Origin of the sequence: Kitasatospora sp. NPDC059088 (assembly GCF_042738155.1) — a bacterium.
In the GTDB taxonomy this organism is placed as follows: domain Bacteria; phylum Actinomycetota; class Actinomycetes; order Streptomycetales; family Streptomycetaceae; genus Kitasatospora.
In genome coordinates, this window is the sequence record NZ_JBHYGR010000205.1 from 1 (window position 1) to 12,427 (window position 12,427).

Genomic DNA, 12,427 nt, shown 5'->3' on the forward strand with positions numbered 1-12,427 from the left:
CGGGGGGGGTGGGTGTTTTGTGTGTTGGGGTGTTGGGGGGGGTGTCCGCTCCGTCCGGGGGGGGGGGGGTCCACAGGGTGTGGACGGCCCGTCGGGGGTGTGGGTGCTGGGGAAGGGGCAGAGCGAGGGCGTGGTCAGACGTTCCACTTCCGCTCGGCCTCAAGGCCGTTGCGCGGGTTCTCGTGGCGCTCCAGGTCCTCGGCGTGGGCCTTGCGGAAGGTCGGGCCGACTTCCTGAAGGGCGTTCACGACGTTGCCCATCGCGCGGTAGCCCTGGGCGATCTCCTCGACCACGACCTTGTCGAGGGGCAGCTGCTCGATGCCCTTCTCGGTGAGCACGCGCAGGACTTCCTGGATGGTGCCGTAGGCGATGGGCAGCTCGTCGGCGAACGCCCCGAACTGGACCATGTTCTCGGGGTCGAAGGTGGTCGCGGCCTGGAGGAGGACGTCGGCGGCGGAGGTGAGGCTGAACGTGGGGGTGGTGCCGGCGGGCGTGGTCACGGGGGCGTTCTCCTTCGCGGTGGGCTTGCCGAGGGTGATCGGTTCGGTGACCGGGGTGGTGTCGGGGCGGGAGGGGTGGCCGAAGGGCTCGAACGCGGCGGTGCCGTCGGCGCCGGCCGGGGTCGGGGTGGGGCGGCCGGGGATGTTGACGGTCTCGGCCGGGACCGGCACACCCGCAGGACCGGCCGCTTCGGGGCAGGTAGTGGGGTCGGGGCGGCCGAGGATCGCGGCGTCGCGGGCCTCGCGCACGGCGCGGGCACGCTCGGACATGCGCTGCCAGACACGCCGCATGTGGCCGCTGACCTTGCCCTTGTGGCGCCAGTTGCCGACCAGCGCGGAGCCGAGGCCGACCAGGGCGGTCGCGAGGACGGCGCCGCCCATCCGGGCCCGGTGGCGCATCGCGGAGCGGCGCAACGCCTTGGTCTGCACCGGGGTGATCCGCCCGTCCGAGCCGCCGGCGGCTCGGGCCGCGGCGCCGGTGACGGGGTCGATGCCGGCCATCCGGCCCTTGGCGACCCGGCGGGCGGTGCGCTCGGCGACCCGCTCCAGGCGCTGGTTCTGCCGGGCCGCGCGACGCTCGGCCCGCTCGCCACCCGACCAGTGGTCTCCGCCGGGCAGGCGGGAGGCGGCCTTGGCCAGGGTGTGCGCCGCGGCGGCGGCCGGGCGGTGCCGGGGCCCACCAAGGCGGTCGCCGCGGGAGGGGCTTCCGGCCTGCCCGGGTACGTCGGGAGCGGGGTGGTCGGTGGTGCCGCGGTGCGCGGCGGGGGGCATGGTTCCGGCCGATCGCGACACGTGCAGCTGTCCCTTCCGGTGTGCGGGGTGGTCGAGCGGGGCGGTGGCGCCGTGCGGGTGCCGTGCCGGGCCCGGCACGGTCCCGGGGGCGGCGCCGAGGGAGCCGGTGCGGCCGTAACGGCCCTGCGGCGTGGAGTGGTTGGTGCCGGGCGTCCAGCCGGTGGAGCGGTGGGCGGGCGGGGAGAAGAGGCCACCCCCGCCCGTGGCCGCCGAGCGGAGACCCGCGGCCGTGCGGGCGGTGGTGCGCGGGAAGGAGGTGCGGCGGTTGCGCATACGGCGGGCCAGGCCGCCGATCGCGGCGGCTCCGGCGACGGCGCCGACCGCGGCGAGGGCGGCGGCCGGCCCGCCGAGCGAGGCGGCACCGGCACCGGCCGTGCCGAGGGCGTTGGCGGCGGCCACCGCCATCGGCACACCCGGCATCCCGCCGGGCTGCGGCGCGGACACCGACTCGGACTTCGGGGCCGGGGAGGCGGCGGGGGGTGGCTGGTTCTGGGGCGCGGGGACGACCTCGACCAGCGTCGAGGCCACCGGTTCGGACATGATGGGCGCTCCGGTTCTCTGCGGAGGACGGAGGGCCCGGAACCGCCGCCCTGCTGGCGAGCTGTCGGCGGTTCCGGGCCGTTACGGCTGGTCAGAGCTGGTTCGACTCCAGCGAGAAGAACATGACGTTCGCGTCGACCAGCTCCGGCTTCTGCTGCTCGACCCAGGCCCGGATGTCCTTGTAGGCCTGCTGGCGGGTGGAGCCGGGCTTGGCGGTGTAGGTCCCGTCGACGGTGAACGTGGCGAAGCCGGTACGGAGGGGCTTCTGGAGGGTGATCACCCAGGAGTGCGTCGGCTCGACGGAGACCGGGCGGTACACGGAGGCGGGGACGGTCACGGTGAACTCGCTTTCAGCGGAGGTGAGTTGGTCAGGCGGAGGCGATGATGGCGGCGCAGGTCTCGAAGGCGTGGTGCCAGGCCTGGTCGAGCAGGTAGCCGCCGTTGAGGCCGTGGTCGGCGAGTCGGACGAACCGCTCCTTGCCGGTGGCGTCCGCCAGGCGGCGCAGGGGCTCGCGCCGGTCGGCGACGTAGTGGGTGGCCGCGCTGAGCGCGAGCGCGGCGGCCACCGGGCCGGGCCGCAGCCGCACCCCGAGCAGGCGGGCGCCGCCCAGCAGGACGACGGCCTGGACGGCCGTGTAGGAGGCGACGTGCGCGGCGCAGGCCCGGCGGCCGGCGGCCCCGGACTGGCCCTTGGTGGCGGCCTGGTGATCGCTCTGGACCCAGTGGTCCGCGATATCCGCCGCCGCCCTCAGCAGGGGGTAGGCGACCGCGAACCGGCGTGCCCGGCTCACCGCGGGCCCTCGGTCGAGCCGTCCTTGGGCGACGGCCGGCCGGTCCAGACGGCCTTGAGGATAGCGAGCATGGCGGGCAGGATCTCGGTCCGGACGGCGTGCAGGTACTGCTGGCGTGAGACTCCCTGTCCGGGAGCCGTCTTGTCGGTCACGATGCCCTCTCTTCGATCAGCGGTCGGCGACGGGCTTGTCGAGGTCGCGGTGGGTGAGGCGGACGGGCACGCCGGTCTTGGACAGGCGGGTGGCGAGGGCCATGGCGACGGTGGCGGCGCGGTGGCGCCCGCCCGCGCAGCCGACGGCGATGGTCAGCGGCGCCTCGATCGGCCCGGCCTCGTAGGCGTCGGCCACCAGCGCGGTAGCGGCGATCAGCTCCCGGATGCCCGGGGTCGTCAGGACCGCCCGCCGGATGGGCAGGTCGTGCGCGGTCAGGTCGCGCAGCGAGAGGTCGAAGTGCGGGTCCTTGAAGTGGAGCCGCAGGTCGAGGATGACGCCGGCCGGGGGCGGGGCGCCGTGGTGGTATCCGAACGAGACGACGTCGATGCTGGTCAGGGCCATGATCAGGTCTCCCGGTTCTACGCGGTGAGGGTGTGGGGGTAGCCGGAGGCGAGCAGCTCGGCGGCCTCGGTGCGGCGCCCGGAGGCGGTGGCGAGGGAGACGTCGAGGGTGTCGGCGATGGACTGGAGGGTGACGGCCTCGGGGTTGCCGCCAGCGGCGAGGATCATCCGGGCGACGCGGCGGGTGGCGCGGGCGGCGGGGGTCAGCTTCGCCGCGTCCTCCGCTTCAACCGCGCGCAGCTCCGCTTCAGCGGCACGCTCGCGGGTTTCAGCGGCACGCTGCCGGGCCGTGCCTTCGGCCTCCTCGTGCTCGGCCTGGGCGCGCTTGGCGTCGGCGATGTCGCGCTCGGCTTCAGCCTTGCGCTTGGCCTTTTCAGCGGCGGCCTCCTCCGTTTCAGCCGCGCGCTTGGCCGTTTCAGCCGCGTGCAGACGGGCGTCCTGGGCGGCCTCCAAGTCGCTTGCCGTAGCGCTCTCCTTGGCGGCGGCCAGACTCTCCGTTTCAGCGGTGCGGAGCCGCGTTTCAGCGGCGGCCTGCTCCGTTTCAGCAGCGGCCTGGTCGGTTTCAGCGGCACGCAGACGGGCGTCGGCCGCCTCCTGCTCGGCCGCGGCCGCCTTCAGCTCCTCCTCCGCGTGGTCGAACCGCTCGGCGGCTTCGGCCTCGCGGCCGGCGGCGACGGTTCGGGCGTGGGCGTGGGCCTTGGCGGTAGCCGTCTCGGCACCGACCTCGTACGCGGCGGCCTCGACCCGGCCGGCCGTGCGCAGGGTGGAGATCTGGACTTCGGCGGCCCGGGCCTCGTCCCGGAGGGCGGCTTCGGCCTCGAACGCGGCCTTGCGTTCGGCCCGCAGCCGGGCGCGCTCCTCGGCCTGCTGCGGCAGGGCCAGAGCCTCGTCCACGCTCAGCCCGAACTCCTCCATGGTGACTGGAAGCAGCAGGTCAGAGGGCACGTCCTTCAGCTTCTTGCCGTACTCGCGCTCCAGCATCACCCGGTAGACGATCCGCTCCTGCGCCAGCTCGACCGCGCGGGCGTAGGAGGGGATGCGGTACAGGCGCATCTGCCGGTACATCCGCGGGGTACGGACAGGGGCGAGGATCCAGCGGTGCAGCGGAACGCCGTCGCTCTGGTGGCCGGCCTCGATCCGGGTGATCCGTACGACCAGGCGCCGCCCGGCCTCGACCGAGGCGACGAACATGATCGGAATGGCCGCGTGCATGAGCGTGCCGGTCGGATCCTTCAGCAGCGGCCCGGCGGACGCGGCGTTGAAATAGATCGTCGCGGCGGTGAAACCGTGGGCCAGCAACCGCAGCCACGGCGCCGGGGCGCCCTTGCGGATCAGATGCAGGTCCATGGCGTACAGGGCCACGATTCCGGCGTCCACACCGACCGGGAAGGCGTAGCTGAAGTCCCCGAAGCTGTGCCTGAAGCCCAGGTCCTTCAGCGCGTTGTAGGAGCCGCTGAACCCGATCCCGGCGAGCACCGCACCGCCGACCGCGGCGAGCACCGTCAGGCCCACCATGAGCCAGCCCGAAGCCCCGGCCCGTGCGGTTGAAGCGGCGGGCCGCGCGGTTGAAGCGGCGGGGGCTGGCGCTGAAACGGCCGTCGGCGCGGCCATGGTGGTCACGCGGCCACCCGCTCGACGCTCGCCGTGCGGTAGATGACCGCGGGGCGCCGTAGCGGCACCGGCGCCATGCTCAGCAGGCGCTCGGCGTAGGCGGCCAGCACCGGGTCCTCCCGGCGCAGGTCAGCCACGACGTCGGCAGCGGCGTCCATCCGGGCCTCGCGCTCGACCTCGCTCTCACCGGGAACCCCGGTGAACAGCCGGGTGAACTCCGAGTCCACGCCGAGCGCGAGTTCCGCGAACTCGTCCTCGTTCAGGGCCGTCTGGCCTGCAACAATCGACCTCACGGGTCTACCTCTTCCTGATGGTGGGTGGGCCCGGCGGGGACGGCTCCTCTTCCGGCCAAGGAGTTTGGGAGCCGTCCACCGCGCAGGGCAGTAAATGGGTTGAGCAGCGGGTTTAGTGCTGCGAGAGCGGCTCGTCGTTGCCGCGGCGCGGGCCAGACAGGGCCCGTCGGGTCTCGCTCCAGCGCGGGCCGTTGCGGAACGGGCTCCAGGTCTCGACCAGGCGGCGCTCGTCATCGCCGACCAGGTGCAGCGCGCTCGTCGGCCGGGCGGCCAGCAGCTCGGCGACCAGGGCCTCGACGCGGCCGTTGCGGGTCCGGTCGACCACGCGGTCGCCGCCCGTACTGTTCGTGGACGCCTTGGCGAACTCCCGGGCGGTGTCGCCCAGGTTCCGCATGTCCGGCTCGCGACGCTGCTTCTTGACGGGCGCCTCGACCGGCTCGGCGTTGGCGGACGTGTGGCACGGGCCGCACAGGGTGCCGGTGTTGCTCCGGTTCAGCCGTACCCCGCAGGTGGAGCACTTGGCGGGCTCGTCCGTGGTGGTGCCACCGGTCGCCGGGCTGGCCTCGGCCAGGGCGGCCACACCAGCCATGAGAATCGTCTGCCATTCCTGGCCGCCGATCTCACCGCTCCATCGCGGTGCCCGGGTTCCGGTCAGCCGACCGATCCGGCACACCACTGCCCGTCGACTGCGCTCCGCGCCCCGCGCCTCGGCCACCCACGCACCCGCCGGCATCCGACGGGAGCCGCCGGTCAGCGAAGCCACACGGCGGGCGAAGGAACGGCCGGTCACGGTCGGGGCGGCGGACGTACGGGATGTGGCGAGCATGGCGAAGCCTCCTGAGTCGTCAGGTGGAGCGCAGGCGGGATCAGCACGCTGACGTGCTGGAATAGGGCGGCCCGAGAGCTTGTTCTCTCTGCCGCACAGTTCAACTGTGGGGCAGAGCGGGCAGAGTTGGCAAGTCCATCGGCCGAGCGACATGCGGAAGCATTGGTTCCGGCCGGAGGGTGCGGCACTATGAGGCAGAGACGCAGAGGGATGTGGAGAGTTGATGGTCGAGTGGACCGGAGAGAAGTCCGCCTATCGGCAGGTGGCGGACGACCTTTGCGCGCGAATCGCTGCCGGCGAGTTCGCCTCCAGCGGGCGGATTCCGTCGCTGACGGCGATCCGAACGGAGTACGAGGTGACGCAGACCGTCGCGCGGGCGGCGGTGACGCACCTGAAAGAGGCCGGGCTGGTGGTGAGCCACCAGGGCAAGGCAGCGTTCCTGGTCCCGGACGCTGCGACCAGGGCCGACGCGATGGCCGGGGATGCCGAGGGGCTGCGGCGAGAACTGGCGGAGGTTCGAGAGGAACTCCGCGCGCTGGTTGCCCGAGTGGCGGAGCTTGAGGCCAAGTGATGGCCAGGCGGGGGGATCAGGGGATCGCGGGTTCGCCGCGGTCCCCTCTCCACATATCGGGGCAGTTGGCTCGGCATTGCTACCTCCTCGGTGGTGCGAACTGAGATCAGTTCACACCTGCCGCCAGGAGATCGGTATCACGGAGCCTTACCGGTATTCGGCTACATGCCTTTACACGAGTACTATCACGACTTCTATCACGATTTTCAGGTGACTCAACGAGCCGCTACACTCGCGGCACGAGCAGTTTCCTAGGAGGGGAATATGGCTCGGCAACGCCCAGATTGGAATCCGGCAGTTCTTAAAGAGGTCAGAGAGTCCCACACTCTGACCCTTGAGGAAGTCGGTGAGAAGTTGCGGGAAATCGGCGAGCGGCACAAGTTCAGCCTTGCGGCCAACTTTCAGACGGTCTGGTCGCACGAGAAGGGGACGGCGTTCCCGAGCCCCGACTATCGCCGGGCCTACTGCATTCTCTACCGCCTGAATGAGGCGGAACTGGGCTTTCGCCGAGCTCTCCCCGGAGAGGTCGCTACGGTGCCCAGTCAGCGTTCAGCAGAGTCCGTCCCCGACTTGGCCGAGACCATCCGCGAGGCCCTTGGCAGCTTGCGCGAGGGCGTGGACGGGGTCGACGCCGAAGCGTTCCGCAGCCGTATCGTGGACGAGTGGAAGCGCCGGGCGGGCGGCGACGACGCCGGGCCGGTCGTCCTTCTGGTTGGCGGCTATGCCGGGTCCGGAAAGTCGGAGTATGCCAAATTTATTGGCCGCCTTACCGGATGGCCAATTCTCGACAAGGATTCACTGACCCGGCCGCTGGTCGATCAGCTCCTGCTGGCTCTCGGCGGTGAGGCAAACGATCGGAGTTCCTACCTATACCGCGAGAAGGTGAGGCCGCTCGAATATCGCTGCCTCATGGAGGCCGCATGGGACAACCTGAATTGCGGGACTTCCGTAATTCTCGACGCACCATTCCTTGCGGAGTTCTCGCAAGCAGACTGGATGCAGCGCTTCTATAACCGGTGCAAGGCGAAGCGGGTTGCCGTGGCGGCGATCTGGGTCGAATGTGACCCTGAGTCGATGAGGGAGTACATCGAGTTCCGGGGTGCGGCGCGGGACATATGGAAGATGGAGGCGTGGGAGGACTACCTGGCCACGGTCGATCTGAAGCTCAGGCCAGCCGGTCCCCACTTCGTCGTGGACAACCGCCTCGGCGCGGCCGTCGCCGCTGCCGACCAGGCCCGCGACGCGCTGAGCGGGGGCGGGCTGTGACCGCCCGAGGCCTCATCCTCTACGGGCCCCCGGCAGCCGGTAAGGACACGGTGACGAAGGCCCTCCAGAGAGCCGGGAAGTACCGGCTGTTCTCCAGGCTCAAGGTCGGATCCGGGAAGTCCGAGGGGTACCGGATGGGCACGCCCGAGCAGCTGGCCGAACTTGAGTCGGCGGGCGACGTCATCTACCAGAACAGCCGGTACGGCAACACCTACGTCATCGACCGGCCCGGCATGGACCGCGCGTTCGAGGACGGGACCCCGATCGTGCACTTGGGCCAGGTCGAAGGCATCGAGGCTCTGTTGACCGGCTACCCGGCGGAATGGTCGGTGGTGCTGCTCTGGTGCGGGCGCGAGGTGACTGCTGCTCGCTCGGCTGGCCGAGGGGACAGGGACGTCGAGGCCCGGCTGAATGCCTGGGACGCTACCCAGGCTGACGTCGAAGCGCATCCCGGCCAGGTATGGGATCTCTCGGTGGACACGAGCGTTGTCGATCCAGCGGAGGCTGCCGGGCTCATCGACGCGCTTCTCGGTGGTGGCTGGCGCCCGTGGAGCCGTGCCCCTATGGGCTAGTGAGACGGTCGAGGGCCTCGTCGGGCGTAAGCCCGGCGAGGTCCTTGCTGTCCGCCCAGCGACCCAGCGTCTGGGCGACCGCTCGAAGCACCTCGTCCGGCAGGCCGGCGGCCGACAGCATGTCGGCGGCCTCATCCATCTCGGGGCCCCAACGCCAGGCCCGAGCCGCGGTCTTGGGGATGTATTCGGTTTCCACCAGGTAGCTGCCAGGCCGCTTGCCCGCGATGTCGAGCAGCGCTTCCCCAACGCCGTGTGCGCGTGCCACCCCGTATGCCTCTGCTGCGAGCACGCGGGACGCCTTCTGGTACGAGCTGTACGCCAGCTTTAGAGCTGATGCCTGCCCGATCTCCGCCCCTAGAAGAGGAGTTGCCACCGCGCTTCCGGCGAACAGCCCTTCCACCAACGAGACGGCGTCGGACGGACCGGAGAGGTACAACCGGGTCCGCTTCCCGTTGATGGGCGGGGATCCGATGACGGCGCCATCAACCACAGCTTGGGCGGACTTGCCCAGCAGCTCGACGATGCGGGTCATCCGTTCAGGGTTGATGGCATTGGCCTCCACGTAGACCCCGGCGTACCGACGCTCGGCGACGGAATGCGCCACCTGCTCGGCAGCGGCCGGCGGGCAGAGGCTGAGGATGACGTGTGCCCGCTCCACCAACTCGTCCAGACTGCCAACGGGCTCCAACCCGGCCCGCTCAGCCCGGGCCGTGGTGGCCGCGCTGCGGCTGGTCGGGCACCAAAGCACCCGTGCGGCGTTCGGCTGTGCGCAAGCGGCCACCGCAGCACCCATGCTTCCGGGGTGGACGATGCCGACGATCGGCTTGATGGTCATCGTGGATTCTCCGGGAGTCCGAGCAGGAAGTCCGCCGCATCGGCGGCGGTGGGCGCGATGTGGTCGGGGGTGAGTCCGGGGATGGCCCAGGCAGCGCCAGCGGAGATCCAGACCGTTCGCAGCCCGGCAGCACTGGCCCCGGCGATGTCCGTCACCGGGTTGTCCCCGACCATCCAAGCATCGGCAGGAGGCTCGAAGCCGCAGCGCGAGGCGGCTACCCGGAAGGCTTCGGGGTCTGGCTTACGGGCTCCAGCTTCCTCGGAGATGCACACCGTATCCACGTGGTTCAGGATGCCTGCCGCAGTGAGCTTGGCCCGCTGAATGTCCGTCGCTCCATTGGTCAGCACGCCCACCGTCCACCCGGCCGCCCGAAGCAGGTTGAGGCGGATCAGGGTCTCTGAGTCGCATGAGACCTTCGCGGCCAATCCGACCACGTAGGCGTCCCACAGTTCTGCCGCGGACTGGGCCAGACCGAGGGTTACGCGCAACGCCTCGAAGGTTTCCGGTAGCGCCCGGTCCCGTAGCGCATCGGTCAACGTCTGCGCGGCCCCTGGCGCCAGACGCCGATCGACGCTGAAGTCCGTAATCCACGCGGTCACCGCATCGCGCCGGTTGATCAGCGTGTCGTCGAGGTCCATGAGAACGAGCCTGCCCATGAAGGCGAGCCTACCGACGGCGTGACGAGCACGCGGCGCCTGGCGGCAGACGCCCCAGCCTGTGCCCTTTTGGAGAGGTGCGTGGCGTCCGTAGGTTCTGGTCGGTGATCACGCTGCTCAAGTCGGGGATTTCCAATCCCCGGCCGACTGGAAGCTGTCGAAACGACGAGATGTGGACCTTGTCACCACGGGATCGTTCCATCATTACCGCCATCGTGCACCTCTGCGCTGTCTCGCTGCCGCTCCTTATACAGGAAGCCATCCTCCGATAGTCAGAAACCGCACCGCTTAGCCCTCCTTCAAATTCACGGCATACTGTCGTCCAATCAGCTCCTTATCGAACCCTTCGATAAACCTCCGACAGGCGGCGACCGACTTTTCCACGGACTTCTCACCGATCACCAGGCGGGTCGCGTGGACGTCGATCTCAAGTACTGTCTTGAGGCGCTTCCTCAAGTCCAAAGCCTTGCCAAACGGACTCATTTGCTGTTTTGTCATACTGCCAGATGCATGGACAATTGCATTCCGACAGTCGACCACAAGCAAAAGCTCTTGAACGTATGTCTCGCCCTTTATTGAAATCCCAAATCCGCGAGAGAGCCAATCAAGGCGGGAAGGCCAGGTCTTATCTATACCGTCGCCAAGCTCGGCCAGGAGGGCGCCGCCTAGAGCAGTAGAAGAAACTTGCGACCTAGCCACCAGCTGGCGCAGGGCGCGTGAGACATGAACCTCAACGGCCGTTGCCGCATCGACGACCAGCCATTCACGCTTGACCGCCACGTCCCTGGACCTGGAAAGCAGCTCAGAAAGTTCCGTCAGGCACTTCTCGCCAGATTCTGTCAGGCTTGCGAGGTCGATTTCTCAGCCCCCCATTCGTGCGCCTTCTTGATTGTAGGACCGTCCCCAATAATCGAGTTAACCGTCGATTTTCCGACAGTCCCCTGCCGCCCCATGGCGGCACTGATTCCCGCTTGACTTATGGGCGAGGCTGCCATGTAAAGCCTCAGGAGGGGGACCTCGGTGAGCCTGCCGTGGCAAGCGGCTGCCCATGCAGCCTCCGCGCGAACGATTTCGTGCCGATCATTTAGCTGCTCTTCGACCCACGCCATAACAGGTTCATACTTTTCAGAATCTACATTCTGAATACTGGCGATTGAATTAAGAAGCCACAGTTTAGCCCATGGGCTCTGGCGGCCCATTGCGCACAAGAGGGATATCGACTCCCATTCATCGTTGGCGAAAAAGACCCACATTGGGCGATGCTCGGCAATGTATCCACAGACCGACGAAAGCAGGATGGGGTGACGAAAGACAATATCCTGCAGAGTCTTGTCCGGGATACTCTCGTCGTAATTCCTGAGCCAGTAGAGCGCCCCGCCGAGATATGCTCGAAAATGACCTTCGATCTGGAACAGGTCTTCCGGATCATCCCTTTTCTGCTCGGCGCTCCAGTCATTTACCAACTTCCACAAGGCCGCGCGGATGGTGCTCTCCTGGTCGGGAGTGCTCTCCTCGTCGGAAGCGCCCTCCACAACCTCGACATCTCCGTAGTCACCCCAGGAGAACAGCTGGGTCAACTCAATGCGCGCAGCCTCGAAGTAGCGATTAAAGAATTCTTTCTCGGCCCTGTCGGCGGCCGTGAGGGTGGAATGCTTATTAATGGTGGTCTTTTCGCTGGATAGCACGAGCCCGAGAGTCCGCGCATACTCGGCAGATCTCTCGATGGCCGTATTTGCGGTTTCCCAATCGGCACAGCGAATCGTGAAATCATCGGCATATCGCGACAGCAGATAGCCGTCTCGCTTCAGCTGCCTTTCCAGAACTCCGATATAAACGTCAGCTAGATGGTCGCTGGCCGATGATAGCTGCGGAAGCCCCCTTGCCCCTCCCACCACTGAAGCAAGGATATTCGAGAGGGACTGAACGCCCTCCGGGGCAAGGGTCTGAGCGAGAACTTGCCTTCGCAATATCTCGTGATCAACGTACTCGTAGAAGGATGCTATATCAAACTTGACGACATATTCGCCCTCGCCGGAAAGCGCAAAGCTTTTATGTATTTCCCAGCTATCGCCATCTCGGCTCTTTGGTCCGAGAGATTCCCCCATGTGATTCACGAGCGCGAGATAGGCGACCCTCGCAGCCGTCGCCCCCATCGTTACAGGACGCGGGCCAAATCGCTTCTTTGGCATCGCGAACGTTTCATGAGGCAGGGTGAGGCGGCCGGAGATAACCATGTCAGCCATCGCAGAGATTTCGGTGCTGGAATTTTCATGGCACCGGTCAACGATAAGCTCCGGAAGGCGATCGAGTCTAATCGATGACAGATCTTTGGCGATGGTGAGAGTGTCAATCGATGCGCGACTTCCCCGAGAGGCCATTCCCGTCTCTCCCAACCTGTAACGTTCCCGTTTCTCCGGACGGACGCGGCACGACGCCTGCAGCAGCACTTCGCCTCGCTGGACCAGAAGTGCGATGATCCCGCACCGTCCCTACCGTTGTCAGCTACCTACGCAACATCAGTGAGGGGCTAGTGTCCTGAGTCCTTGATCCGTCGGATGTATCCAGCGAGGGATTCGAGGATCTGGTCAGCGGTTTTGGTCCAGACGTAGGGCCGGGGGTC

Annotated in this window: 15 protein-coding genes; 3 read left to right on the plus strand and 12 right to left on the minus strand. The window is 68.0% G+C overall.

Annotated features, from left to right (window positions below; translation table 11 throughout):
* Positions 1 to 134 precede the first annotated feature (134 nt).
* The 8 genes from ACFWXO_RS42995 to ACFWXO_RS43030 form a co-directional block, all read right to left on the minus strand.
* Entirely contained in the window at positions 135 to 1,832 is a 1,698-nt protein-coding gene (locus ACFWXO_RS42995) for a hypothetical protein (protein ID WP_380532084.1), read from the minus strand.
* A gap of 91 nt (positions 1,833 to 1,923) precedes the next feature.
* On the minus strand, positions 1,924 to 2,169 hold the full coding sequence (locus ACFWXO_RS43000) for a hypothetical protein (protein WP_380532087.1): 246 nt from the start codon (positions 2,167 to 2,169) through the stop codon (positions 1,924 to 1,926).
* Positions 2,170 to 2,200: 31 nt separating this feature from the next.
* On the minus strand, positions 2,201 to 2,623 hold the full coding sequence (locus tag ACFWXO_RS43005; RefSeq protein ID WP_380532089.1) for a hypothetical protein: 423 nt from the start codon (positions 2,621 to 2,623) through the stop codon (positions 2,201 to 2,203).
* On the minus strand, positions 2,620 to 2,775 hold the full coding sequence (locus ACFWXO_RS43010) for a hypothetical protein (RefSeq protein ID WP_380532092.1): 156 nt from the start codon (positions 2,773 to 2,775) through the stop codon (positions 2,620 to 2,622). Before ACFWXO_RS43010 ends, ACFWXO_RS43005 begins: the two co-directional genes overlap by 4 nt.
* Positions 2,776 to 2,791: 16 nt before the next feature.
* A complete protein-coding gene (locus ACFWXO_RS43015) occupies positions 2,792 to 3,178 on the minus strand; it encodes an ATPase (RefSeq protein WP_380532095.1) in 387 nt (128 codons plus the stop codon).
* A 17-nt stretch (positions 3,179 to 3,195) separates the two neighbouring features.
* Positions 3,196 to 4,692 carry a DUF2637 domain-containing protein gene (locus ACFWXO_RS43020; RefSeq protein ID WP_380532098.1) on the minus strand — a complete coding sequence of 499 codons (1,497 nt, stop codon included), beginning with the start codon at positions 4,690 to 4,692 and terminating at the stop codon, positions 3,196 to 3,198.
* 101 nt (positions 4,693 to 4,793) lie between these two features.
* Complete coding sequence (locus ACFWXO_RS43025) at positions 4,794 to 5,081, minus strand: hypothetical protein (RefSeq protein WP_380532101.1); 288 nt, start codon at positions 5,079 to 5,081, stop codon at positions 4,794 to 4,796.
* Positions 5,082 to 5,193: 112 nt separating this feature from the next.
* Positions 5,194 to 5,907, minus strand: a complete 714-nt coding sequence (locus tag ACFWXO_RS43030) for a hypothetical protein (RefSeq protein ID WP_380532104.1) — start codon at positions 5,905 to 5,907, stop codon at positions 5,194 to 5,196.
* A gap of 223 nt (positions 5,908 to 6,130) precedes the next feature.
* On the opposite strand from ACFWXO_RS43030, the gene ACFWXO_RS43035 reads away from it, so the two are divergent.
* The 3 genes from ACFWXO_RS43035 (at position 6,131) to ACFWXO_RS43045 (ending at position 8,316) form a co-directional block, all read left to right on the plus strand.
* The gene (locus tag ACFWXO_RS43035; protein WP_380532107.1) at positions 6,131 to 6,478 is read left to right on the plus strand and encodes a GntR family transcriptional regulator; all 348 of its coding nucleotides are present in this window, start codon (positions 6,131 to 6,133) and stop codon (positions 6,476 to 6,478) included.
* A gap of 264 nt (positions 6,479 to 6,742) precedes the next feature.
* A complete protein-coding gene (locus ACFWXO_RS43040) occupies positions 6,743 to 7,744 on the plus strand; it encodes an AAA family ATPase (protein ID WP_380532110.1) in 1,002 nt (333 codons plus the stop codon).
* A 50-nt stretch (positions 7,745 to 7,794) separates the two neighbouring features.
* A complete protein-coding gene (locus ACFWXO_RS43045) occupies positions 7,795 to 8,316 on the plus strand; it encodes a guanylate kinase (RefSeq protein ID WP_380532113.1) in 522 nt (173 codons plus the stop codon).
* Here the strand turns inward: ACFWXO_RS43045 and ACFWXO_RS43050 are convergent.
* From ACFWXO_RS43050 to ACFWXO_RS43065, 4 genes are all read right to left on the minus strand, one after another.
* Positions 8,306 to 9,151, minus strand: coding sequence for a DUF1932 domain-containing protein (locus ACFWXO_RS43050; protein ID WP_380532116.1), 846 nt, complete (start codon positions 9,149 to 9,151; stop codon positions 8,306 to 8,308). The genes ACFWXO_RS43045 and ACFWXO_RS43050 overlap by 11 nt on opposite strands.
* A complete protein-coding gene (locus ACFWXO_RS43055) occupies positions 9,148 to 9,789 on the minus strand; it encodes an HAD family hydrolase (protein ID WP_380532118.1) in 642 nt (213 codons plus the stop codon). Before ACFWXO_RS43055 ends, ACFWXO_RS43050 begins: the two co-directional genes overlap by 4 nt.
* Positions 9,790 to 10,095: 306 nt before the next feature.
* Positions 10,096 to 10,587, minus strand: coding sequence for a hypothetical protein (locus tag ACFWXO_RS43060; protein WP_380532120.1), 492 nt, complete (start codon positions 10,585 to 10,587; stop codon positions 10,096 to 10,098).
* Between the two features lie 59 nt (positions 10,588 to 10,646).
* The gene (locus ACFWXO_RS43065) at positions 10,647 to 12,050 is read right to left on the minus strand and encodes an RNA-directed DNA polymerase (protein WP_380532122.1); all 1,404 of its coding nucleotides are present in this window, start codon (positions 12,048 to 12,050) and stop codon (positions 10,647 to 10,649) included.
* Between the last annotated feature and the right edge of the window lie 377 nt (positions 12,051 to 12,427).

Bases quoted from the DNA above. Each gene is read 5' to 3' on its own strand.
- ACFWXO_RS43055 (WP_380532118.1), bottom strand. From the start codon at position 9,789: ATGGACCTCGACGACACGCTGATCAACCGGCGCGATGCGGTGACCGCG.
- ACFWXO_RS43050 (WP_380532116.1), bottom strand. From the start codon at position 9,151: ATGACCATCAAGCCGATCGTCGGCATCGTCCACCCCGGAAGCATGGGT.
- ACFWXO_RS43065 (WP_380532122.1), bottom strand. From the start codon at position 12,050: ATGGCTGACATGGTTATCTCCGGCCGCCTCACCCTGCCTCATGAAACG.
- ACFWXO_RS43015 (WP_380532095.1), bottom strand. From the start codon at position 3,178: ATGGCCCTGACCAGCATCGACGTCGTCTCGTTCGGATACCACCACGGC.
- ACFWXO_RS43020 (WP_380532098.1), bottom strand. From the start codon at position 4,692: ATGGTGGGCCTGACGGTGCTCGCCGCGGTCGGCGGTGCGGTGCTCGCC.
- ACFWXO_RS43030 (WP_380532104.1), bottom strand. From the start codon at position 5,907: ATGCTCGCCACATCCCGTACGTCCGCCGCCCCGACCGTGACCGGCCGT.
- ACFWXO_RS42995 (WP_380532084.1), bottom strand. From the start codon at position 1,832: ATGTCCGAACCGGTGGCCTCGACGCTGGTCGAGGTCGTCCCCGCGCCC.
- ACFWXO_RS43035 (WP_380532107.1), top strand. From the start codon at position 6,131: ATGGTCGAGTGGACCGGAGAGAAGTCCGCCTATCGGCAGGTGGCGGAC.
- ACFWXO_RS43040 (WP_380532110.1), top strand. From the start codon at position 6,743: ATGGCTCGGCAACGCCCAGATTGGAATCCGGCAGTTCTTAAAGAGGTC.